This window comes from Streptomyces sp. NPDC003379, assembly GCF_053589195.1.
Window position 1 is genome coordinate 1 of record NZ_JBSFRK010000046.1, and the last position, 22,919, is coordinate 22,919.

Sequence of the window (22,919 nt, forward strand, 5' to 3'; positions counted from 1 at the left end):
TCGTTTTTCCGCCACTCCCGTCCCGGTAAGTGCGGCCGACGCCGTTTCTCACGTACGTACGTCCGTCAGGGCCGTGACAGGTGCAGCGCCGCCGGTTCCACGGCCGGGCCGGGGATCGACGGCAGGAAGTCCGGCTCCGGCCCGCCCGCCGGGCCCCGCGGCGACCGGGTGAGGACCACGACGCCGTACGCCGCCACCGCCGCGCCCGCCACCGCGAGGAGGATCCCCCCGGCGCCGCCCCGCAGCCGCTCGCCGAGCAGCGCCACGCCGATGACCGAGGCCGCCAACGGGTTGGACAGGGTCACCACGGCGAGCGGCGCGCCGAGGCCGCCCCGGTAGGCGGTCTGCGAGAGCAGCAGGCCACCGGCGGCGAACGCCGCGACCAGCAGCGCGACGATCAGGACCTGCGGGCTGAGCAGCGGCCCCGAGCGGTCGGTCACGGCGACCGTCACGGTCTGCGTGAGCGCCGACGCGACGCCGGATGCGAAGCCGGACGCGGTCGCGTGCCGCAGCCCCGGCCGCGTGCCCGGCCGGGAGAGCATCCCGATGGCCGCCATGGTCGCCGCGGCCACGACCAGCGCCTCGGGCACCGTCAGCGTGTCGTCGGGCGCCGGTCCCGAAGCGGTCAGGAGCAGCGCGCCGAGGCCGATGAGCGTGAGGCCGGTGCCGCGCCACTCCAGGCGCGTGACCCGGCGCCCCGCGAGCCGCGCGCCGAGCGGCACGGCGGCGACGAGGGTGAGCGCCCCCAGCGGCTGGACCAGCGTGAGCGGCCCGTACTTCAGGGCGGCCACGTGCAGCAGCGCGGCGGCCGCGTTGAGCCCGACCGAGGACCACCAGATGCCGCTTCCGAGCATCCGCAGGACCCCGCTCTCGCCCTCGGCGACCCGCGAGGCGAGCCGCTCCTGGGCGACGGCCGCGGCGGCGTACGCGCCCGCCGAGACGAGCGAGAGCACGACGGCGAGGAGTGTGGCGCTCACCGTGGGGCCCCCGAGACGATCAATTCCGGGGCGGCGGGGGAGAGGCCCGGCTCCGATACGGGTGGCGGTACGGGCTCGTGCTCGGCCTCGGGCCGGGACGTGGGTCCCCAGCGCCGTACGACCAGTGACCGCGCCGGAAGCGGCGGCCTGATGACCGCGAGCGCGATGCCGAGCAGCACGGTCGCCGCGAGCGCGTCGAGCCAGTAGTGGTTGGCGGTGCCGACGACCACGAGCAGCGTCAGGAGCGGGTGCAGCAGCCACAGCCAGCGCCACCGCGTCGAGGTCGCGACGATCATGCCGATGGCGAGCATCAGCGCCCAGCCGAAGTGCAGGGAGGGCATGGCCGCGAACTGGTTGGCCATCGTGTCGGTGGCGGGCTTCGCGGCGTAGACCGAGGGCCCGTACACCTGTGCCGTGTCCACGAGGCGCGCGGCGTCGAGCATCCGCGGCGGCGCGAGCGGGAAGCCCAGGTGCAGCACGAGCGCGGCCGCGGTCAGCGCGGCCAGGACCCGCCGCGTCCAGACGTAGTGCCGGGGTCGGCGCGCGTACAGCCAGACCAAGAAGAGCAGCGTCGCCGGGAAGTGCACGGTCGCGTAGTAGGTGTTCGCGACGTGGATCAGTGTCTCGCTGCTCAGCAGGGCGTCCTGCACGGCGCCCTCGCCGGGCAGGTGCAGCAGCCGCTCGGCGTCCCACACGCGGTGCGCGTTGTGGAAGGCCTCGCCGGTGTGCCCGTTGGCGAGCTGCCTGCCGAATTTGTAGACGAGGAAGAGTCCTACGACGAGGAGGAGCTCGCGGACGACGGGCGGTCGGGCGGATATGTCCGGCTCCCGGACCGTTATGTCCGGCTCCCGTTCGACAGGCTCGGTTCGGGATTCCATCCCCCGGCCCCTTTGCGTGATGACTGGGTAGTGCGGTGCCGAGCGAGGAAACGCCTCGCTCATCGATACGCCAGTGTACCGATACGAAGGCGTACCGGTACACTGGCGTATCGATGAGGGTCGATCGAGCTGATCCGGCCGCCGTACCGAGGAGAAGAGCCATGACGTCGACGACGAGTCGCTCGAAGATCACGCCGGAGCGTGAGCAGGAGTTCTACGACGCCGTCCTCGACCAGCTCCGCGAGTGCGGCTATGAGGCGCTGACCATGGAGGGCGTGGCCGCTCGCACCCGGTGCAGCAAGTCCACGCTCTACCGCCAGTGGAAGACCAAGCCCCAGTTCGTGGCCGCGGCGCTGCGCGCCAACCGCTGCGTGCGGTTCGAGGGGATCGACACCGGCAGCCTCGCCGGGGACCTGCGCGAGGCGGCCCGGGCCGCGGGCGAGCAGTCGGGGCGGGACACGATGCTGGTCCAGGCGCTCAGCCACGCGGTCCTACAGGACGTGGACCTGCAGCGGGTGCTGCGCGAGACGCTGGTCGAGCCGGAGCTCCAGGCCATGGACGTGATCATCCGGCGCGGCGTCGAGCGCGGTGAGATCGCCGAGGGGCATCCGGCGGTGGAGTTCCTCACAGTGCAGCTGTTCGGTGTGCTGCGGGCCAGACCGGTCCTTGAGGGCGCGCACGCCGACGAGGAGTATCTGACCCGCTTCGTCGAGGCGTGCGTGCTGCCCGCGCTCGGCCTCACCTGATCGTGGGCCCGGGTCTGCCGGATGACGAGACCCGGGCCTGCCCGCGCCGCACCGTGGGGACGGGGGCGGCGCGCACCCCCGGGCCGGACGGGGTTCCTCCTGAGCGGCGAGGAACCCCGCCCGGTCCATCGGGCCCACGCGTGCTGCCGCACCGCCCGCGGCATCATCGGCACGTTCCCGTGTGCTGAACGTCCGGTCCCCGTCTCCTACACGTCCTGTCCGGTTCCTCCGCCGCCGCCTGTGGGGCCCGCCTTGATGCCCTTCGCGATCTGGTCCATGTAGGACGGTGAAGGCGCCTTCGCGTTGTCGTCGATGCCCATGCGGACGATGACGAGCTTCGACTTGTCGGCGGGGGAGGGGAAGGCGAGCGACTCGACGTAGCCGTCGTCGCTCTTCTCCGTGACGGCCTTCCAGCGGACGTAGTAGCCCTTCTGGCCCGCCACGGTGATCGACTTGGACGCCAGCACCTTGTGCGAGGTGATACGGCCGTACGTCTTGCCGCCGTACCCCTCCTTCGCGTTCTTCTTGATGTCCTCCTTGGCGGCCGCCTCGGGCGTCTTGGCGTCGATGTCCAGCTTCTCGGCGGGCTGGGAGTACGCGCTGCCGCGAGTGCACCGCTCCTCGGGGTTCCCGGGGCAGGGGATCGGGTCCGTCTGCACCCCGGCGCCCACCTGCGTGGGGCCGCCCGCCCAGCCGTCCGGCACGGGGATCTTGATGCCGCTCACCGTGTCGCTCGCGAAGCCGGGCTCCTGCCCTGGGGCCTTCGGGGCGTCCGGGGCGTTCGGGGTCTCCGAGCCGTCCGGCGACCGCGGCGCATCGGGCGCCCCGGGGTCCCGCGGGGCGCCCGACGACGGCTCCTTGGCCGTGGAGTCGCCGTCGTCCTTGTCGTCGTCGGCGGTCAGGGCGTACACGCCGCCGCCTATCCCGGCGAGGACGACGAGCACCACGCCGACGGCTATCGCGACGCGCAGGCGCCGCCGTGGCGCGGGGGCCTGTCCCGGATGGGCCGGGAAGGCCGGCTGGGTCGGATACGCGTGCGTGCCCGCGGTGGCGCGCACCTGATCCGTCCACATGTTCCCGTCCCACCAGCGCTCGGTGGGCGGACCGCCGGCGGTCTGGCCGGGATCGGGGTACCAGCCTGGGGGAGTCATCTGCGTCATGGGCGCCAGAGTATGAGCCCCGGGTGAAAGCGGCATGAGAGGGGGCCATAAAGCGACATGAGAGGGCGGTCAAGGGCGGCCCCGCTGACCCCCCTTGGCGCGTGGAGCCCCTGATTCCCCAGGGTCCCCCAGTCCGCAGTTCCCTGGGACGCCGCTGTCGCGGCCTACCGGTCCCGGCTCCCGTGGCCGTTGATGACCAGCCGCGCCGGGGCCTCCTTCTCCGGAATCGTCTCGGGCCACGGCATGCCCCGTCGCCCCGGCGTGATCGAGCCCAGCACGCTCGCGTGGCGTGCGCCCGTGCTCGTCGGGACCGTTCCGGGCAGGCCGTGCAGGGTCAGGAAGCCGAGGACGGCGAAGGCGTACGCCTCTTTCGCCGCGGACGGCATGCCGAGCTCATCGGAGGTGCGCACCGGGATACCACCGCCCAACTCCGCCCGCAGGGAGCCCATCAGCGCCGGGTTGCGCGTACCGCCGCCGGAGGCGATGACCTCCGAGGCCTTCACCGAGCGGACGGCGTCGGCGACCGTGCGGGCGGTGAGCCGGGTGAGCGTGGCGACGACGTCCTCGGTGGGCAGTGCCTCGTACCCCTTCAAGGCCGTACGCAGATACGGCAGATGGAAGAGTTCCTTGCCCGTCGTCTTCGGTGCCGGAAGCGCGTAGTAGGGCTCGGCGAGGAGACGGTCGAGGAGCCCTGCGTGGACCGCGCCGCGCGCGGCGAACTCACCGTCCAGGTCGTAGGCGAGGCGGCCGCCCGTCACCTCGCTCACCGCGGCGTCGACCAGGGCGTTGGCGGGGCCCGTGTCGAAGGCGGTGCCGTCGGCGGCGGTGATGTTGGCGATGCCGCCGAGGTTCAGCGCGGCGGGGGCGCCGGGCCGGCCGCGCAGCCACATCCGGTCCACCAGGCTGACCAGGGGCGCGCCCTGGCCGCCCGCCGCGATGTCGCGTGGGCGGAAGTCGGCGACCACCGGCAGCCCCGTTGCCTCGGCGATCCAGGCGGGCTGTCCGATCTGCAGGGTGCCGTGCACCTGTCCGTCCGCCACCCAGTGGTAGACCGTCTGTCCGTGCGATGCGACCAACTGGGCCCGGGAGTCGCACAGTTCGCGGTCCGCCTCGACCGCGGCGGCGGCGAAGGCACGGCCTATGGCGGTGTCCAGGCGGCAGACCTCGGCGAGCGTGGTGGTCGCGGGCGGCAGCGCGGCGGCGAGCGCGGCGCGCAGCCCTTCGTCGTAGCCACGGCTGATCAGCCCGAGGGGGGTGAGCGTCAGACGGTCCCCGTCGAGGGTCAGATCGGCGGCTGCCGCGTCGATCGCGTCGTACGAGGTCCCTGACATGAGCCCGATCACGCGCACGTGGGGCCTCCTTCTCGGTCGGCTCACCAATGCGCTTGATCTTCGCATCCCGTGGGATGCGGGCGACGCGTCTTCCGTGAACGCGGCACGGGGTGCAGCACCGCGCACCGCCCGCGCCGATCCCGCCGAAAGCCCGCCCGCCCGGGTGGCGGAACGTCCCGCCCGGACCGCGGAACACGCCCTCGTCAGCGGGCCGAGGCACGGGCCGCGTCTCCCGCGCGAACCCCCGACCGGGCGCCCCACCTCTGCGCCACACGGCCGCCGTGCGCGGCGCGGAGGCAGACGCCGCACGCTTCGCCCCACGCTGTGGGGGCTTGCCCCGGGTATGGCCCGGGGTGGGTGTTGTGTGGTGCGGGGCTTGGCTCACTTCCGTGAGTGAGGGTCGCCCGCCCAGGGCGTGGTCAGGGGCGCGCCGCGAGCATCCGCCCCCGCCACTCCCCCGGATCACCCCACGCGCACCGCAGTGCCCGCGCCTTCGTGAGCCACAGGGACAGCTCGAACTCTGCGGTGTAGCCGATCGCGCCGTGCAACTGGAGCGCGGCCCGGGCCGCCCCGTACGCCGCCTCGCTCGCCGTCACCTTGGCGGCGGCGACATCCGCCGGTGCCAGGGTCAGCGCGGCGCCGAGCACCAGGGGGCGGGCGAACTCCAGGCGCAGCAGGACGTCCGCGAGCCGGTGCTTGACGGCCTGGAACGTTCCGATCGGCGTCCCGAACTGCGTGCGCTGCTTCACGTACGCCACGGTCCTGTCGAGCAGCGCGAACCCGACGCCGAGCGACTGCGCGGCCGTCGCGAGCGCCGCCCACTCCCTCGCGTGCCGGGTCGCCGCGGTCACGGCGGGGCCCGTGGCGAGCAGTTCACCACCGGGCAGAGGGGCGGCGAGGCGCCGGGCCGGGTCGAGGGACTGACGTACGCGCGCGTGCCCGGGCGCGAGCCGCAGCTCGCCGTCGGCCACGGCCAGGATCAGGCCCGCCGCCTCCGGATCCAGCGCCAACGGCCCGCCCTCGGGCAGCGTCAGCGTCGCGCTCGCCGCACCGGAGGCGAGCACGGGCAGGAACCGTTTGGCCGGTTCCGGCTCGCCCAGCTCCGCCAGGCGTGCGAGCAGCGCCGCCGCGGCCACCGTCTCGACGGCCGGACCCGGCACGGCGTGCCGACCCAGCTCCACGAAGGCGACGACCGTTTCGACGGGCAGCGGGCCCACCCCTTCATACGCCTGCGGAACCGGCAGCGCGAAGACCCCCATGTCCGCGAGCCGCGCCCACACCGCACGCCCCGGCGCGAAATCACCCGCACCCCACGCGCGCGTGGCCGTCACCGTGTCGGCCGCCGAAAGCATCGCGTCCAGCGAGCGCGCGAACTCCCGCTGCTCGGCGTCGAGGAGGAACCTCATCAGCGGCGTCCCTTCGGCAGGCCGAGCAGCCGCTCGGCGATGATGTCGCGCTGGATCTCGTTGGTGCCGGCGTAGATGGGCCCGGCGAGCGAGAAGACGTACCCTTCCATCCAGTCCGCCGCGGCGCCGTCGGTCAGCTCGCCCTCCACGCCCAGCAGATCCAGCGCCGTCTCATGCAGCGCGATGTCGTACTCCGACCAGAAGACCTTGTTGAGGCTGGACTCGGCACCGACCGTCTCCCCGGCCGCGAAGCGCGACGCGCAGGCCCACGTGAACAACTCGTAGGCACGCGCCCCGATGACGGCGTCCGCGACCCGGTCGCGCAGTGCCGTGTCGGCCGGGTCCCCGTGCGCCCGCCAGCCCCGCGCGAGGCGGTCCGCCGAGGCGAGGAAGCGGCCGGGGGAGCGCAGAGTGAGGCCGCGTTCATTGCCCGTGGTCGACATGGCGATCCGCCAGCCCTGGCCCGGCTCGCCGATCACATCCTCGTCCGGTACGAAGACGTCGTCGAGGAAGAGTTCGGCGAAGGCGGGCTTGCCGTCCAGGCGCCCGACGGGACGGACCGTCACGCCCTCCGCGTCGAGCGGGAACATCAGGTACGTGAGCCCCCGATGCGGCTTGCCCGCGGCACCGGCACCGCCGCTTCCACCGGCACCGCCGCTTCCACCGGCACCGCCGCCTCCACCGGTCCCGGCGCCCGCACAGGTGTCGTACGGCTCGCTGCGGAACAGCCCGAACGCGCGGTCGGCGAACGCGGCCCGCGACGACCACGTCTTCTGCCCGCGCAGCACCCAACCCCCGTCCGTACGCCGCGCGGTGGACCGCAGCGACGCCAGGTCCGACCCCGCCTCCGGCTCCGACCAGGCCTGCGCCCAGATCACCTCGCCGGTCGCCATGGACGGCAGCACCCGCGCACGCTGCTCGGCGGTGCCGAAGTCGAAGAGCGTCGGCGCGAGCAGACTGATGCCGTTCTGCGAGACGCGGCCCGGCGCCCCCGCCGCGTAGTACTCCTCCTCGAACACCAGCCACTTGACGATGTCGACGCCCCGCCCGCCGTACTCCTCGGGCCAGGACACCACCGACCAGCGGTCGGCCGCGAGTACGCGCTCCCACTCCCGGTGGGCCGCGAAACCCTCCTCCGTCTCCAGGGACGGCAGCGGCGCGGCCGGCACATGCGCGGCCAACCAGTCGCGCGCCCGCCGCCTGAACTCCTCTTCCCCGGCGGTGAAGTCGAGGTCCATCCGTGCCCGCCTTCCCTCTCCCATCACCCTTCCCTAACAAGTGTTTGGTAGATTACCTTGACAATGGTCGATGAGTCGAGGGCGAGAAGCAGAAACAGAACTGGGAGGGCGCCCCATGGACGCACCCGCGTACCCGTCGGGACACGAGCTGCTCGCGGACCGCACCGCCGTGATCACGGCGGCCGCCGGAGCCGGCATCGGCGGCGCCACCGCACGCCGCTTCCTGGAGGAAGGCGCCCGCATCGTCATAGGTGACGCCCACCCGCGCCGCACCAAGGAGACGGTCGCGGCGCTCGCCGAGGAGTTCGGCGCCGACCGCGTCGACGGCATCCCGTGCGACGTCACCGACGAGGCGCACGTCCAGTCCCTGTTCGAGCTGGCGGAGCGGCGCCACGGCCGCTTGGACATCGTGGTGAACAACGCCGGACTCGGCGGGACGGCGGAGCTCATCGACATGACCGACGAGCAGTGGGACAAGGTCATCGACGTCACGCTGAACGGCACGTTCCGCTGCACTCGCGCGGCCCTGCGCCGCATGCGGGCCTCCGGCCGGGGCGGCGTGTTGGTGAACAACGCCTCGGTGCTCGGCTGGCGCGCCCAGGCGGGCCAGGCGCACTACGCCGCGGCGAAGGCCGGCGTCATGGCCCTCACCCGCTGCGCCGCGATCGAGGCCGCCCCCCACGGCATCCGGGTCAACGCGGTCGCGCCGAGCCTGGCGATCCACCCCCACCTGGCGAAAGTGACCTCTGCGGAGCTCCTCGACGAACTCACCGAGCGCGAGGCCTTCGGGCGGTACGCGCAGCCGTGGGAGATAGCCAACGTCATCGTCTTCCTGGCCAGCGGCTACTCCTCGTACATGACGGGCGAGACGGTCTCGGTCAGCAGCCAGCACGCCTAGGCGGAGAATGACCGTGTGTCGAAACCGAAGCAGAGCACCAGCGAACCAGAGCAGCGCACCAGCGAACCAGAACAGCGCACCAGCGAACCGAAGCAGCGCACCAGCAAGAAGAAGGCCCAGGTGAGCCCCTCGCCCGAGCGGCGCCGCGAACTGCTCGGCATCGCCGCCGACGTCTTCGCCGAGCAGGGATACGACGCCACCACGGTCCGCAAGATCGCCGACGCCGCGGGCATGCTCGCCGGCAGCCTCTACTACCACTTCGACTCCAAGGAGTCGATGCTCGAAGAGATCCTCCGCACCTTCCTCACCGAGCTGTGGGACGGCTACGACAGCGTGCTCCAGGCCCAGCTCGACCCCCGCCGGACGCTCGAAGCGCTCGTCACGGAGTCCTTCCGGGAGATCGACCGGCACCGCGCCGCCGTCGCGATCTACCAGAAGGAGGCCAAGCACCTGGTCGCCCAGCAGCGCTTCCAGTACCTGTCCGACTCTCAGCAGCGCTTCGAGAAGGCGTGGCTGACGACGCTGGAGCGCGGCGTCGCGGAAGGCGTCTTCCGCGACGACCTCGACGTCCGGCTCGCCTACCGCTTCGTGCGCGACACCGTCTGGGTCGCCGCGTCCTGGTACCGCCCCGGCGGCGGCCACAGCCCCGAGGAGATCGCCCGCCAGTACCTCTCGATGGTCCTGGACGGCATCTCCGTACGTACGTAAGCGGCGCGTCGTCGCACGGCGCCCCACGACCGAGGAGTACGCAGTCATGGCCGAGGCATACATCGTCGAAGCGGTCCGCACCCCCGTCGGCAGGCGCAAGGGCGGGCTCTCCCGGGTCCACCCCGCCGACCTGGGCGCCCACGTCCTCAAGGCGGTCGTCGAGCGTGCCGGCATCGACCCCGCCGCCGTGGAGGACGTCGTCTTCGGCTGCCTGGACACGGTCGGGCCGCAGGCCGGGGACATCGCCCGCACCAGCTGGCTCGCGGCCGGACTCCCCGAAGAGGTGCCCGGCGTGACGATCGACCGGCAGTGCGGATCGTCCCAGCAGGCCGTGCACTTCGCGGCACAGGGCGTCCTGTCCGGCACCCAGGACCTCGTCGTCGCGGGCGGCACGCAGAACATGTCGATGATCCCCATCGCCTTCGCGTCCCGGCAGGCCGCCGAGCCGCTCGGCCTCACCGAAGGCCCGTACGCCGGCAGCGAGGGCTGGCGCGCCCGCTACGGCGACCGGCCCGTGAACCAGTTCCACGGCGCCCAGCTGATCGCCGCCAAGTGGGACATATCCCGCCGCGACATGGAGGAGTTCGCCCTCCGCTCCCACCGGCGGGCGATCCGCGCCATCGACGAGGGCCGCTTCGACCGCGAAGCCGTCGCGTACGGCGACGTCACCACCGACGAAGGCCCGCGCCGCGACACGACCCTGGAGAAGATGGCGGGCCTCAGGCCCGTCCTGGACGACGGCACGATCACCGCCGCCTGCTCCTCACAGGTCTCGGACGGCGCCGCGGCCATGCTCATCGCGAGCGAACGGGCCGTGCGCGTACACGGGTTGACGCCCCGCGCGCGCGTCCACCACCTCTCCGTGCGCGGCGAGGACCCCATCCGGATGCTCTCCGCGCCGATCCCCGCCACCGCGTACGCCCTCAAGAAGACCGGCATGAGCATCGGCGACATCGATCTCGTGGAGATCAACGAAGCGTTCGCGCCGGTCGTCCTCGCCTGGCTCAAGGAGACCGGCGCCGATCCGGAGAAGGTCAACGTCAACGGCGGTGCGATCGCCCTCGGCCACCCCCTCGGCGCGACCGGAGTGAAGCTGATGACGACCCTCCTGCACGAACTGGAGCGCAGCGGGGGCCGGTTCGGCCTCCAGACGATGTGCGAGGGCGGCGGACAGGCGAACGTGACCATCATCGAGCGCCTCTGACCGCCCCCGGACCGGTCCCGACCGCCGTCCCGAAGACCCCGCCCGCCCGCGAAACGGACGGCCCGTCACCTCTTGTGGCAGTACCTGCGCCGACCGCGCTCCACAGCGGCCCCGACCCGGCTAGGCTCGACTTCTGTACGCCGAATGAGCGATCCCGGGAGGTAGCGCGATGACGCAGGGACGGCCCGGAGGAGCCGCCTGGGCCCCGCTGTGGGAGCGCGAGGTCGAACTCGCCGCGGCGACCCGGGCCGTCGAGGAACTCTGCGCGGACGCCACGAGCGACGCGGGCGGCCTGCTCGTCTTCAGCGGAGAGGCCGGCATCGGCAAGACCGCGCTCCTCGCCGAGGTGCGGCGCATCGCGGAGGCCCGCCGCGCCACGGTCTGGTCCGCACGCGGCGGCGAGGCGGTCACCTCCGTCCCCTTCAACGTCGTACGCCAACTCCTCCAGCCCGCACTCGTCTCCCTCTCGCCCGACGAGGCCCGCGAATACCTCGGCGACTGGTACGAGATCGCGGGACCCGCCCTCGGCATAACAGAGCCCGGCGGAGGCCAGGCCGACCCCCAGGGCGTCTGCGAGGGCCTCGTCGAAGCGGTCTCGCGCCTCGCGCAGCTGAAATGGCCGCTCGTCCTGCTCATCGACGACGCGCACTGGGCCGACCAGGAGACCCTGCACTGGCTGGCCGCCTTCGCCCGGCGCCTGGACGAACTGCCCGTGCTCGTCGTGATCGCCCACCGGCCCGGCGACGCCAAAGGTGAGAGCGCCCGCCATCTGGCCTCGGTCGCCGCGTCGGCCCGCTCGTTCAGCACACTGCGCGCGCTCACCCCGGACGCCGCCGCGGGCCTGACCCGCGCCACACTCGGCGAGCACGCCGACGCCCCGTTCTGCCGCGAGGTGTGGGCCGTCACCGGCGGCAATCCGTACGAGTCGGTCGAACTGCTCGCCAAGGTGCAGGACAGCGAACTGGAACCGGTGGAGAGCACCGCGGACGCGCTCCGCGCCCTCAACCGCACGGCCAAGGGCCACGGCCTCATCGCCCGCCTGGAAGAGCTCGGCACCGACGCCACCCGCTTCGCCTGGGCGGCCGCCATCCTCGGCACCGCCATCTCCCTGGACATGGCCGCCTCACTTGCCGTCATGCCCCGCGACACCGCCGAACGCTGCGCGGAGCGGCTCTGCGCCGCACGCATCCTGCTCCCCGACGCGGGCGGCCTGGAGTTCGTCCACCCGCAGATCGCGAGCACGATCCTCCGCTCGATCCCCGCGGCCACCCGCACCGCCATGCACGGAGTGGCCGCCGCCGTCGTCACCCGCGACGGCCGGGGCGCCGCGGCCGCCTCCCGGCATCTGCTGGAAGTCCATCCGGAGGACGACCCCGAACTGGTCGAGCAGCTGCGCCAGGCCGCGGCCGAACACCTCGCCGTCGGCGCGCCCGACGCGGCCCGCCGCTGTCTGGAACGGGCCCTTCAGGAGCCACCGCTGCCCGAGATCCACGCGCGCGTGCTCTACGAACTGGGCTGCGCCACCCTGCTCACCTCGCCCGCCACCACCATCCGGCATCTGCGCGAGGCCCTCTCCATGCGCGGCCTCGACAGGGACCTGCGCGTCGACGCGGTCTGCCGCCTCTCCCAGGCACTCGTCCACAACGACCAACTGGAAGAAGGCCTGCGCGCCATCGTCGAGGAGACGGAGCGGCTCGACGACGGGCCCGCGCGGCTGCGCCTGCAGGCCGTGCACTACATGTGGGAGGGCATCCACGCGGGCGAGGAGGACGCACCGGGCCGGTCGCGGCGGCTCGCCGCGCTCGCCGGTCCACTCGCCGGCCGGAACAACTCCGAGCGCGCCCTGCTGATCCTGCGCGCCTTCGACGCCATGACCCGCGGCGAGAACGCGGAACTGGTCGTCGAACTCTGCGACCGTGCCCTCGTCAACGGCCGCCTCGCACCAGGGCTCGGCTGGACCGACACGGAATGGAGCTTCGAACTCCGCCTGATGCTCGGCGGTTCCTACGCCTTCTCGGACCGGCTCGACCGCGCGGAGAGCCTGTTCACCGAGGCCGTGCGCGCGTACGAGACGGCGGGCTGGAGCGGCGGACACCTCGCCCTCTCGCACGCTTTCCTCGGCTATGTGTACCGCAGGCGTGGGCGGCTGGTCGACGCCGAGCGCTCCCTGCGCGAGAGCCTGCGCCTCGCCGACCGCGTCGGCACGGGCCTGCCCATGCACTGGGAGGCGGCCAGCATGCTCATCGACACGCTGCTGGCGCGCGGGCACATCGACGAGGCGGGCGCCATCGCCGACCGCTACGGCTTCGCGCCGCCCTCCGCCTCCACGATCTACGTGCCCGACGCCCTGTCCGTACGCGGCAGACTGCTGCTCGCCCTCGGCCGCACCGGCGAGGGCCTTGGCGTACTGGAGGCCACGGCCAAGGCGTTGACGGCGCGCGGGCAGTACAACACCGTGCTCGCGCCGTGGGCGTACGACCTCGCCCGCGCCCTGGCCCACGAGGACCCCGAGCGGGCGGCGCTCCTCGTCTCCGACGCCCGCATGCAGGCCGAGCGGTTCGGCACGGACACGGCGATCGGCGAGGCCCTGCGGTGTGCCGCCGCTCTGGAGAGCGGGCCGCGCTCCATCGCCCTCTACCGCCAGGCCGCCACGTACCTGGAAGCGTCGCCCTGTGCGTACGAACACGCGGTGGCGCGCGTCGAGTACGGGATCGCGGCGGGGTCCGTGCCGGAGCTTGAGCGGGGGCTCACCTTGGCGCGGAGTTGCGGGGCGGATGGTCTCATCGACCGGGCGCTGGACCACCTGTCGCCCGCGCGGCGTTGACGGTCGGGCTTCCGGCAGCGCCCCTGCTGCGCGGGCCGCCCCGGGGGTGACGTCACGGGGCCCTGCCCCGGACCCCGGTCCTCAATCGCCGGACGGGCTTGATTTGTCAACCCGGCCTCAACCTGCCCATCACCTCCCCCGTCTCCACCATCATCCGCTCCACCAGCTCCGCGCACGACGGCACGTCCTCGATCACGCCCGCCACCTGCCCCGAAGCCATCACCCCCAGGTCCGGGCGGCCGTCCACCATCGCCGACTTCAGCATCATCGGTGTGTTCGCCGCGAGCAGCACCTGGCTCCACGTCAGGTCCTTGCCGCGCTTCATCGCGAGGCCGTCGCGTGCCATCCGCGTCCAGCTCATCCCGGAGACCTTCCGGAACGCCGCCGCGTGCCGCACCGCCCGGGCCAGGGACGCTGTTCGGCCCGACTTCTCCAGGCTCGCGACCAGCTCCGTACGCAGCATCCGGTGCGGAAGGCCGTCCAGGCGCGTGGTGACCGTGATGTCTGTGACAGAGGCCGCCAGGTAACGCGCCTTGACCGCGTCCGGGACCGTCGAGTCCGAGGTGAGCAGGAAGCGTGTGCCCATGGCCACGCCCGCCGCGCCGTACGCGAGCGCGGCGACCAGGCCGCGCCCGTCGTGGAACCCGCCCGCCGCGATCACCGGGATGTCGACCGCGTCGACGACCTGCGGAAGCAGGACCGTCGTGGCGACCTCGCCGGTGTGGCCGCCGCCCTCGCCGCCCTGCACGATCACCGCGTCCGCGCCCCACGCCGCGACCTTCTCGGCGTGCCGGCGCGCGCCGACCGAGGGGATGACCACCACGCCCGCGTCCTTGAGCTCGGCCATCAGCTCCTTGGACGGCGCCAGCGCGAAGGACGCGACCCGCACGCCCTCGTCGACGAGGATCCGGACGCGGTCGCGGGCGTCACCCGCGTCGGCCCGCAGATTGACGCCGAACGGCGCGTCCGTACGGGACTTGACCTCGCGCACCGCCGCGCGCAGCCGCTCGACCGTCATGGTCGCGGAGGCCAGGATGCCGAGCGCCCCGGCGTCGGCCGTGGCCGATACCAGACGGGGGCCCGCGACCCAGCCCATGCCGGTCTGCACGATCGGGTGCCGCACTCCGACCAGCCTGGTCAGCGGCGTCTCGATGACGGGCGGGGCCGGTGTCACGCGCGTACCTCGCGCTCGCGCAGGCCCCGTGGGTCCACGACCTCGCGGATCAGCCGTAGCTCCTCGTCGGTCGGCTCACGGGTGCACGGGACGTCGTCCGGCACGGACAGCGCGAAACCCGTCGCCTCGCGCACCTGGCCGAGCGTGACGCCCGGGTGCAGGGACACCGGCCGCATCGCGTGGTCGGGCGTGGCGAAGTCGAAGACGCCGAGGTCGGAGACGACGCGGCGCAGGTCGTGGAAGCGGGTCGCGGAGGGCCCAGCGGCGGCCGCGCTGTCGTAACCGACACCGCTGATCATGTCGACCTTCTCGACGAAGACCCGCGTCGAATGCCTCGGAATCCAGTAACTCACGGGGTTGTTGATCGTGTTGGCCGGGGCGCCGCGCACGCCGAGCAGCTGCCGCTGGGGGCGCTCCCAGTCGCCGATGCAGGAGATGTTCTGGTTCCCGAAGCGGTCGATCTGGCTCGCGCCCATCAGCACGTGCCGTTTGCCGCCCATCACCATCGTCAGGTGCTTGCGGTACGGCAGCCAGCCCTCCGTCACGCTCGACGCGGCGCCCACCGCCGGGACGTCGCCGATGAGCAGCGCCTCGCCGTCCGTGAGCAGCAGGTCGGGGGAGAAGGTCAGCTTGGCGAGACGTGCGCCGATGGACGGGATCGTGCCCATGGGGGAGGCGAGGATCTCGCCGCCGTCCCGCCAGGCCTCGGCGCAGGCGATCACGCAGTACTCGGCGCGGCTGGCGGTCCGCCCGGTCGTCGTCGCACCGGTCCGCGTCATCGCTGCTCCTTGTGCCAGGCCTGGACGGCCAGTTGGTAGTCCCGCTCCGTACCGGTGAGGAAGCGGTCGTGGAAGGCCTCCCAGGCCCGCGGGTCGGCGGCGGCGGTCGCGTACGCCTTCTGGAAGGGCTCGTCGCGGGCGTAGTCGGGCGCGCAGGACGTGAAGTGCGCGCCCTTGGGCGTCTCGGTCACGCCCGTCACCGAATGCCGGGAGATCAGCATGGTCTGGGGCGCGGCATGCGCGGTGAGCTCTCCGGAGTCGACGATCCGCTCGCACGAGACGTACGCGGTGTCGGACGCCTCGCAGAACAGGTCGTCGAAGTAGGGGTCCGGGCCCAGATACTGGCCGTTGCCGAACCGGTCGGCGCGGTTCATGTGCACCAGCGCCGCGTCCATCCGCAGGGCGGGCACGGCGACCAGATCCTCCGCGTCCTCGTACGGCGAAGTGACCGTACGCAGGTGGGGGTTGACCCGCAGCACATCGGAGCCGAGGCCCGCGCGGATCGGCAGGAACGGCAGTCGCTGGGCGCCCGCGGTGAGGCCCTGCATGAACATCGCCTCGTCCAGCTCGACGAGTTCGAAGGCGCCACGCTCGCGTGCGGCACGGAAATGCGGCTCCAGGGGGATCGAGTCGAGTGTCGTGAACGCCGTGACCAGCTTGCGGATCCGGCCGGCCGCGGCGAGCAGGCCGACGTCCGGGCCGCCGTACGCGACGACGGTCAGTTCCGTGACGCCGGACCGCAGCAGCGCACGCACCAGCGCCATCGGTTTGCGGCGCGAGCCCCAGCCGCCGATGCCGAGCGTCATACCGCTCTCCAGGCGCCCCACGATCTCGTCGGGCGTCATCGCCTTGGCTGTTCGCTTGGATGTCTGTGCGGTGTGTGTCATGCCCTGACCTCCCCTTGCGTCCCGAAGTCCTCACGGATGCGGTCGGCGAGGCCGCTGAGGTTCGCCTCGAAGGTGAAGCCCTGTTCGAAGCGGTAGCTGTGGTGGACGTCGACCGGGTCGATGCCGTTGATCGCGGCCTTCGCGAAGCGCAGCAGTGTGCCGTCCTTGCGGGCGATCTCGTACGCCAACTCCAGGGCGGCGTCGTGCAGCTCCGCGCGCGGGACGACCCGCCACACCGAGCCGTGCGCGTGCAGCTCGGCGGCCGTCGCGGTGCGCGAGGTGTAGTACAGGGCGCGCATCAGATGCTGCGGGACCAGGCGGGCCAGATGTGTGGCCGCGCCGAGCGCGCCCCGGTCCAGCTCGGGCAGGCCGAAGGTGGCCTCCTCGCTCGCCACGATCGCGTCCGCGTTGCCCACCAGGCCTATGCCGCCGCCCAGGCAGAATCCGTGCACGGCGGCGACGACCGGCACCTCGCAGTCGTAGACAGCCGAGAACGCCGCGTAGCAGCCGCGGTTGGCACCGATCAGCGCGCCGTGGCCGCTGTCGCGCTGCATCTCCTTGATGTCCACACCCGCGTTGAACCCACGGCCCTCGGCCGCAAGCACCACGCAGCGCGTGGCGGGGTCGCGGCCGGCGGTGCGGACGGCGTCCGCCACGTCATACCAGCCCTGGACGGGCAGGGCGTTGACGGGCGGATAGTCGACGGTGACGACGGCCACGCCCTTGTCCGGGACGGAGGTGGAGACAGACATCAGAGGATCCGCTACCTTTCGACCACACGCCTTCAACCAAACATTTGTTAGTTGGAAAGGTAGCAGCGATGACTGACACCCGACAGGTGGTCGTCGTCACCGGCGGCACCCGCGGCGTCGGCGCCGGGATCGCCCGCGGTTTCCTCGCCGCCGGGGCGCGCGTCGTCGTCTGCGCTCGCAGGCCGCCCGACAAGCCGGTCGAAGCGGCGGGCGCCACCGCCGACTTCCGCCCGCTGGACCTGCGTGACGCCGAGGCGGCCCACGCCTTCTTCGGCGCGGTGGCCGCCGACCACGGCGCGGTGGACGCGCTCGTGAACAACGCGGGCGGCACGCCGTTCGGCCTCCTCGCCGACTCCGCCCCGGCCCGCCAGGCCAAGATCGTCGAACTGAACCTGCTGGCCCCGCTGTACGCCTCGCTCGCCGCGTACGAGGTGATGCGCGCCCAGGAGACGGGCGGCACCATCACGATGATCGGCAGCGTCAGCGGCACGCGGCCCTCGCCGGGCAGCGGGGCGTACGGCGCCGCGAAGGCGGGCCTGGAGAACCTCGCCCGGACCATGGCGGTCGAATGGGCGCCGACCGTGCGGGTCAACACGGTCGTCCTCGGCCTCGCCCGCACCGAGAGCGCCCACCTCCACTACGGCGACGAAGAGGGCATCGCCGGGGTCGCCCGCACTGTTCCGCTGGGCCGCCTCGCCGACCCGTCCGACGTGGGCGACGCCTGCGTCTTCCTCGCCTCCGACCGAGCCCGGTACATCAGCGGCGCCGCACTCCAGCTGCACGGCGGCGGCGAACGCCCCGCCTTCCTGGACGCCGCCTCCGTCAATCAGTGAGCGCCACCTAAGGGAGTTGCCGCATGACTTCAGCCGCCACGTCAGCCGTCACGTCAGCCGCCGCTTCAGCCGCCACGTCCGGAATCTGCGTGGGCCGCGTCGTGATCGTCACGGGCGCGGGCCGTGGCCTCGGCCGTGCCCACGCGCGCGCGTACGCGGCCGAGGGCGCCAAGGTCGTCGTCAACGACCTCGGCGTGGGGCCCGACGGCTCCGGGGAGTCGGGCGGGCCCGCGCACGCCGTGGTCGAGGAGATCCGCGCGGCGGGCGGCGAGGCCGTCGCGCACGGCGGTGACATCGCGACGTCCGAGGGCGCGGCCTCACTGGTGCGGGCCGCCCTGGACACGTACGGCCGCCTCGACACCCTCGTCAACAACGCGGGCTTCCTGCGCGACCGGATGCTGGTCAACCTCGACGAGGACGACTGGGACGCCGTGATGCGGGTCCACCTCAAGGGGCACTTCCTGCCCTTGAAGCACGCGGGAGCGCACTGGAGGGCCGAGGTGAAGGCCGGCCGCGCGCCGCACGCGTGCGTGGTCAACACCAGCTCCGGGGCGGGGTTGCTGGGCAGCGTGGGACAGGGCAACTACAGCGCCGCCAAGGCCGGCATCCTCGGCCTCACCCTGGTCGCCTCCGCCGAACTGGCCGCCTACGGAGTCCGAGTCAACGCCATCGCCCCCGCCGCCCGCACCCGCATGACGGAACAGACCTTCGCCGACACCATGGCCGCCCCCGAGGACGGCGGCTTCGACGCGATGGCCCCGGAGAACGTCTCCCCGCTGGTCGTCTGGCTGGGCTCCGCCGCCTCGGCCGGGGTCACCGGCCGCGTCTTCGAGGCGGAAGGAGGCCGCATCACGGTCATGGAGGGCTGGCGCCCCGGCCCCACCGCGGACAAGGGCGCCCGCTGGTCACCGGCGGAGGCGGGAGAGGCGGCCCGCGAACTCCTCACCGGCGCGGAGCCGCCGCAGCCGGTGTACGGGGCACGGTGAAGGGGCGCGATGAAGGGGGCACGCGCGCGTGCCGTCCCTTGCCCCCCCGGCGGTCTTCACCTACCACTCCTCGTCTCCTCGGCGAGTACGCGCTGCGCCACCGCGAACGCCGCGTTGGCCGCCGGTACTCCGCAGTAGACCGCCGTCTGCAGCAGGACGGCGCCGATCTCCTCCGGAGTGAGGCCGTTGCGGCGGGCCGCGCGGACGTGCAGGGCGAGTTCGTCGAGGTGGCCGTGGGCGACGAGCGCGGTCAGCGTGATCATGCTGCGTTCGCGGCGCGGCAGTGTGGGGTCGGTCCAGATCTCGCCCCACGCGTAGCGGGAGATGAAGTCCTGGAAGCGGGCTGTGAAGGGCGTGGTGTTGGCCTGGGCGCGGTCGACGTGTGCGTCGCCGAGCACGGCGCGCCGCACGGCCATGCCGTTGCCCGCCGGGCCGGTCGAGTCGCCGAAGTGCGCGCGCAGGGCGGCCGTCACGGCGGCGGGGCGCTCCGCGGGCGCCAGATGCGAGGCGCCCGCGAGTTCCATGAGGGACGCGCCCGGCACCGCGTCGACGATCTCCCGTGCGTGGGTGGGCGGTGTCGCCGGATCCTCGCGCCCGGCGATCACCAGCGTGGGCGCGGTGATGGCCGGCATGGCGTGCCGCAGGTCGTACGCGGCCAGGGCGTCGCAGCACGCGGCGTACGCGCCCGGGTCGGCGGCCCGATGGTCCGCCACCAGGGCGGGCACCGTGAAACCGGGCGTGAACCAGCGCTGCGGCGCCGACTCCGCGAGTGCGGCCAGGCCCTCGCGGCGCACGGTCGCGGCCCGTTGGCGCCACGGCTCGGCGCCGCCGAAGTGCGCGGAGGTACAGATCGCGGCGAGGCCCGTCACGCGCTCCGGGTGGTGGGCCGCGAGATGCAGTCCGACGGCCCCGCCGATCGAGACACCCGCGTACGCGAAGCGGTCGATGCCGAGCGCGTCGGCGAGCGCGAGGACGAGCCCGGCGAGGTCGGCGACCGTGGCGCCGGGCCCGATCAGCTCCGCGGGGGAGCCGCCGTGGCCGGGCAGGTCCCAGCGCACGACCCGGTGGGCCGTGGCGAGTTCGGGCGCGACGGCGTCCCACAGGGCGGTCGAGGTGCCGAGGGACGGGCCGAGGAGGAGCGGGGGAGCGGTGTCCGGCCCCTCGGTGGTGTGGTGCGGCAGCCCGCCGGTGGTGTCGATGGTCAACGTCGCTCCAAGGCGCGGTCGGTGAGGGTGCCGGCGGAGCCGGTGTAACGGGTGGGGTCGGTGAGTTCGGTGAGATCGACGTCCTTCAGAGCGGGCTCCACCAGCAGGCTGTCAGCCAGGACCTCCGTCAGCGGGCGCCCTTCGGTGCGGGTACGCAGTGCCGCGTCGGTCAGCAGCTGCTTCGCGCGGGCCCGCCCGAGCAGCGGCGTGAGCTCGGCGGCGAGCCGCTCGGACACGATCAACCCGCCGGTCAGGTCCAGGTGTTCCCGCATGGCCTCCGCGTGGACGCGCAGCCCCTCGGCCATCTCGGCCGCGTCACGGGCGGCGCCTCCCGCCAGGCGGAGCAGGTCGCGCAGAGGTTCCCACTCGGCGTGCCAGGCGCCCGCGGGCCGCTCGTCCTCGGCGACCAGCGAGCCGTACAGGGTGGCCGCCAGGGCGGGGGCGCGGCGCGCGGCGGCGGCGATGAGCGTGGCGCGGACCGGGTTCGCCTTGTGCGGCATCGCGGACGAACCGCCACCGGAGCCTTCGGAGAGCTCGGCGATCTCGGTGCGGGAGAGCGTGAGCACGTCCGCCGCCGCCTTGCCCAGGGCCCCCGCGGTGAAGGCGAGGGCGGACGCCAGGTCGGCCACGGGGGTGCGGAGGCTGTGCCAGGGGATCAACGGCTCGGCCAGCCCCAGCGCGCACGCGAAGACCCCCGGCAGCCCCTCGACGATCCCGCCACCCCGCGAAGCGGACACCCCACCTGAAACAGAAGTACCACCACTCGCACCACCACTCGCCCCCCGCCCCCTTGCGTCCGGCCCCCCAGCCACCCCCGAAGCCCACACGCCATACACCCCGAACACCGCCAACGTCCCCGCCGCACCGCCCAGTTGCACAGGCAGCGCCCCCCGCACCCGCGCGACCCGGTCCCGTGCGTCGAGTACCAGTGAGCGCCAGCCCGCGGCCTTCAGGCCGAATGTCGTCGGTACCGCGTGCTGCGTCAGGGTGCGGCCCGGCATCACCGTGTTCCGGTGCCGCGACGCGAGGCGGGACAGGGCGTGTTCCGTGCGGGTCAGGTCCGTGAGGAGCAGGTCCAGTGTCCGCGCGGAGAGCAGCATCAGGGCCGTGTCGAGGATGTCCTGGCTCGTCGCGCCCCGGTGGACGTAGGGCGCCGCGTCGGCCGGTACCGCCGCCGTCAGGTCCGCCACCAGGGGGATCACCGGGTTGCCGCCCTCCCGCGCGCGGAGTGCGAGGGAGCGGGCGTCGAAGCGGGCGGCGTCCGAGGCCGCTTCCGTGACAGCGGCGGCCGCCTCCGGAGGGGCGAGGCCCACCGCCGCCTGCGCGCGCGTCAGCGCCGCCTCGGCGTCCAAGAGGGCCTGGAGGAAGGCGATGTCACCGGTCGCCTCCTCGGCGGCGGAGCCCGCCGAGCCGGGGGAGAACAGGCCGGTCACAGGAGTTCCAGGAAGACCGTTTCGCCCGCGCCCTGGAGCCGGATGTCGAACCGGTACGTATGCGCGGCCTCGCCCCGCGCGATCAGCGTGGCACGCCGGTCCGCGTCCAGGGAGCCGAGCAGCGCGTCGCCGGGTTCGTCCACCACGTACGCGCGCGTGTAGAGGTGATGCAGCAGCCCGCGCGCGAAGACGGCCAGCGAGATGTACGAGACGCCGCCCGGCGGCAGCGTCCGTACCGCCCAGTGCCCGTCCGCGTCCGTCGGCACCCGGCCGAACCCGGTGAACGCGACGCCGTCACGCCCGATGACCCGCCCCGTCACGGGGTCGCGCCGCAGCGAGCCGGGGGCGCCCTCCCGCGAGCCGTCCGGAGCGGGCTGCCAGGTCTCGATGAGGGCATCGGGGACGGGCTGCCCCGCGCCGTCGTACACGTACCCGTGCAGCGTGATGGTGTCCGGGTCGCCGACGGGCGCCACCTCACCGCCGCGCGGGAAGGGCAGCGCGTAGCCGTAGAAGGGCCCTACGGTCTGGGAGGGCGTGGGGAGCGGCGTGGAAGCGGACGTGGAAGTGGACGTGGGCATCAGTGGTGGTCGCCTTCCTCGAAGAGGGTCGCGGACGGGCCGTCCAGGACGATGTCCCAGCGGTAGCCCAGCGACCACTCGGGGACGGACAGGTCGTGGTCGTAGGCGCAGACGAGGCGCTCCCGCGCCGACTCGTCGGTCACCGAGCGCAGAACCGGGTCGTAAGGGAAGAGCGGGTCCCCGGGAAAGTACATCTGCGTGACGAGGCGCTGGGCGAACGCCGTGCCGAAGAGCGAGAAGTGGATGTGCGCGGGACGCCAGGCGTTGACGTGGTTGCGCCACGGGTAGGCGCCCGGCTTGATGGTCGTGAAGGAGTACGCTCCTTCGTCGTCGGTCAGGCAGCGGCCGAAGCCCGTGAAGTTCGGGTCGAGGGGTGCCGGGTGCTGGTCCAGCTGGTGGGCGTAGCGCCCGGAGGCGTTGGCCTGCCACAGCTCGACCAGCTGGCCGCGCACGGGCCGCCCGCCGCGGTCCAGGACCCGGCCGCTCACGGTGATCCGCTCGCCGAGCGGCTCGCCCTGGTGCTGCCGCGTCAGATCGCGGTCCAGGGCGGTCACGTCGGTGACGCCGAACGCGGGGCCGGTCAGCTCCACCGCCTCGGGGTCGCGCAGTGGTATCAGCGGCTGCTTCGGGTGGCGGTGATGGCTGCTGCGGTAAGGCGGGTAGTCGCGCGGCGGATGGTGCCCGTGGGCGGCCGACGCGGCCTGTGCCTTGGCGACCTCGGTGTCTATCGCGTCCTGGGTGAGCCCGTCGGGCAGCGGCCCGCTGGACGAGCGCCGGGTGGACGAGCGCTCGGTGGACGAGCGCCCGGTGGACGAGGGCTCGGTGGACGGCGGCTCGGCCGAGGGGGTGGAGGAAGTGGTCAGGGTCATCTCTTGCGGCTCCTGGTGTGCGGCCATGCTGATGGCTCCATGAGGACGTGACG

Annotated in this window: 21 protein-coding genes; 7 read left to right on the plus strand and 14 right to left on the minus strand. The window is 73.2% G+C overall.

All coding sequences use genetic code 11. The features are described from left to right. Positions 1-65: 65 nt before the first annotated feature. Together ACWDVB_RS32535 and ACWDVB_RS32540 are read right to left on the minus strand one after the other, a co-directional pair. On the minus strand, positions 66-977 hold the full coding sequence (locus ACWDVB_RS32535; protein ID WP_451612016.1) for a DMT family transporter: 912 nt from the start codon (positions 975-977) through the stop codon (positions 66-68). Then, positions 974-1,855, minus strand: coding sequence for a phosphatase PAP2 family protein (locus tag ACWDVB_RS32540; protein WP_451516074.1), 882 nt, complete (start codon positions 1,853-1,855; stop codon positions 974-976). The genes ACWDVB_RS32535 and ACWDVB_RS32540 overlap by 4 nt, the downstream gene beginning before the upstream one ends. A gap of 161 nt (positions 1,856-2,016) precedes the next feature. Between ACWDVB_RS32540 and ACWDVB_RS32545 the strand changes: the two genes are divergently transcribed. Further along, complete coding sequence (locus ACWDVB_RS32545) at positions 2,017-2,601, plus strand: TetR/AcrR family transcriptional regulator (protein ID WP_451516073.1); 585 nt, start codon at positions 2,017-2,019, stop codon at positions 2,599-2,601. A gap of 206 nt (positions 2,602-2,807) precedes the next feature. Here ACWDVB_RS32545 and ACWDVB_RS32550 read toward each other — a convergent pair whose 3' ends face one another. From ACWDVB_RS32550 to ACWDVB_RS32565, 4 genes are all read right to left on the minus strand, one after another. Further along, positions 2,808-3,761: a DUF2510 domain-containing protein gene (locus ACWDVB_RS32550; RefSeq protein WP_451516072.1), complete on the minus strand. Its 954-nt coding sequence runs from the start codon at positions 3,759-3,761 to the stop codon at positions 2,808-2,810. A gap of 164 nt (positions 3,762-3,925) precedes the next feature. Then, positions 3,926-5,110, minus strand: coding sequence for an anhydro-N-acetylmuramic acid kinase (locus tag ACWDVB_RS32555; RefSeq protein ID WP_451516071.1), 1,185 nt, complete (start codon positions 5,108-5,110; stop codon positions 3,926-3,928). 401 nt (positions 5,111-5,511) lie between these two features. After that, positions 5,512-6,498, minus strand: a complete 987-nt coding sequence (locus tag ACWDVB_RS32560) for an acyl-CoA dehydrogenase family protein (RefSeq protein ID WP_451516070.1) — start codon at positions 6,496-6,498, stop codon at positions 5,512-5,514. Then, entirely contained in the window at positions 6,498-7,736 is a 1,239-nt protein-coding gene (locus ACWDVB_RS32565; protein ID WP_451516069.1) for an acyl-CoA dehydrogenase family protein, read from the minus strand. Before ACWDVB_RS32565 ends, ACWDVB_RS32560 begins: the two co-directional genes overlap by 1 nt. Before the next feature lie 115 nt (positions 7,737-7,851). Between ACWDVB_RS32565 and ACWDVB_RS32570 the strand changes: the two genes are divergently transcribed. From ACWDVB_RS32570 to ACWDVB_RS32585, 4 genes are all read left to right on the plus strand, one after another. Beyond that, positions 7,852-8,634, plus strand: a complete 783-nt coding sequence (locus tag ACWDVB_RS32570; protein ID WP_451516068.1) for an SDR family oxidoreductase — start codon at positions 7,852-7,854, stop codon at positions 8,632-8,634. A 120-nt stretch (positions 8,635-8,754) separates the two neighbouring features. Beyond that, a complete protein-coding gene (locus ACWDVB_RS32575) occupies positions 8,755-9,342 on the plus strand; it encodes a TetR/AcrR family transcriptional regulator (protein ID WP_451516160.1) in 588 nt (195 codons plus the stop codon). 46 nt (positions 9,343-9,388) lie between these two features. Then, positions 9,389-10,546 (plus strand): acetyl-CoA C-acetyltransferase, encoded by a 1,158-nt coding sequence (locus ACWDVB_RS32580; RefSeq protein ID WP_451516067.1) that lies wholly within the window; start codon positions 9,389-9,391, stop codon positions 10,544-10,546. A 169-nt stretch (positions 10,547-10,715) separates the two neighbouring features. Then, on the plus strand, positions 10,716-13,370 hold the full coding sequence (locus tag ACWDVB_RS32585; protein WP_451516066.1) for an ATP-binding protein: 2,655 nt from the start codon (positions 10,716-10,718) through the stop codon (positions 13,368-13,370). Positions 13,371-13,476: 106 nt separating this feature from the next. Here ACWDVB_RS32585 and ACWDVB_RS32590 read toward each other — a convergent pair whose 3' ends face one another. From ACWDVB_RS32590 to ACWDVB_RS32605, 4 genes are read right to left on the minus strand one after another with little or no spacing between them, the layout of a single operon-like run. Then, positions 13,477-14,523: an NAD(P)H-dependent flavin oxidoreductase gene (locus ACWDVB_RS32590; RefSeq protein ID WP_451516159.1), complete on the minus strand. Its 1,047-nt coding sequence runs from the start codon at positions 14,521-14,523 to the stop codon at positions 13,477-13,479. 17 nt (positions 14,524-14,540) lie between these two features. After that, positions 14,541-15,323 (minus strand): CoA-transferase subunit beta, encoded by a 783-nt coding sequence (locus tag ACWDVB_RS32595; RefSeq protein ID WP_451516065.1) that lies wholly within the window; start codon positions 15,321-15,323, stop codon positions 14,541-14,543. Beyond that, the gene (locus ACWDVB_RS32600) at positions 15,320-16,210 is read right to left on the minus strand and encodes a CoA transferase subunit A (RefSeq protein ID WP_451516064.1); all 891 of its coding nucleotides are present in this window, start codon (positions 16,208-16,210) and stop codon (positions 15,320-15,322) included. The genes ACWDVB_RS32595 and ACWDVB_RS32600 overlap by 4 nt, the downstream gene beginning before the upstream one ends. Then, positions 16,207-16,962, minus strand: coding sequence for an enoyl-CoA hydratase family protein (locus ACWDVB_RS32605; protein ID WP_451516063.1), 756 nt, complete (start codon positions 16,960-16,962; stop codon positions 16,207-16,209). The genes ACWDVB_RS32600 and ACWDVB_RS32605 overlap by 4 nt, the downstream gene beginning before the upstream one ends. Positions 16,963-17,030: 68 nt before the next feature. Here ACWDVB_RS32605 and ACWDVB_RS32610 point away from each other — a divergent pair, with 68 nt between their 5' ends. Next, a complete protein-coding gene (locus tag ACWDVB_RS32610) occupies positions 17,031-17,795 on the plus strand; it encodes an SDR family oxidoreductase (protein WP_451516062.1) in 765 nt (254 codons plus the stop codon). Positions 17,796-17,818: 23 nt separating this feature from the next. Beyond that, positions 17,819-18,781, plus strand: coding sequence for an SDR family oxidoreductase (locus ACWDVB_RS32615; protein ID WP_451516061.1), 963 nt, complete (start codon positions 17,819-17,821; stop codon positions 18,779-18,781). Positions 18,782-18,837: 56 nt separating this feature from the next. Here ACWDVB_RS32615 and pcaDC read toward each other — a convergent pair whose 3' ends face one another. The 4 genes from pcaDC to pcaH are packed head-to-tail and all read right to left on the minus strand — an operon-like array spanning position 18,838 to position 22,893. Continuing rightward, the gene (gene pcaDC, locus ACWDVB_RS32620; protein WP_451516060.1) at positions 18,838-19,986 is read right to left on the minus strand and encodes a bifunctional 3-oxoadipate enol-lactonase/4-carboxymuconolactone decarboxylase PcaDC; all 1,149 of its coding nucleotides are present in this window, start codon (positions 19,984-19,986) and stop codon (positions 18,838-18,840) included. Further along, positions 19,983-21,419, minus strand: coding sequence for a lyase family protein (locus ACWDVB_RS32625; RefSeq protein WP_451516059.1), 1,437 nt, complete (start codon positions 21,417-21,419; stop codon positions 19,983-19,985). Before ACWDVB_RS32625 ends, pcaDC begins: the two co-directional genes overlap by 4 nt. Beyond that, positions 21,416-21,997: a protocatechuate 3,4-dioxygenase subunit alpha gene (gene pcaG / locus ACWDVB_RS32630; protein WP_451516058.1), complete on the minus strand. Its 582-nt coding sequence runs from the start codon at positions 21,995-21,997 to the stop codon at positions 21,416-21,418. The genes ACWDVB_RS32625 and pcaG overlap by 4 nt, the downstream gene beginning before the upstream one ends. Then, positions 21,997-22,893, minus strand: coding sequence for a protocatechuate 3,4-dioxygenase subunit beta (gene pcaH, locus ACWDVB_RS32635; RefSeq protein ID WP_451516057.1), 897 nt, complete (start codon positions 22,891-22,893; stop codon positions 21,997-21,999). The genes pcaG and pcaH overlap by 1 nt, the downstream gene beginning before the upstream one ends. Positions 22,894-22,919: the final 26 nt, after the last annotated feature.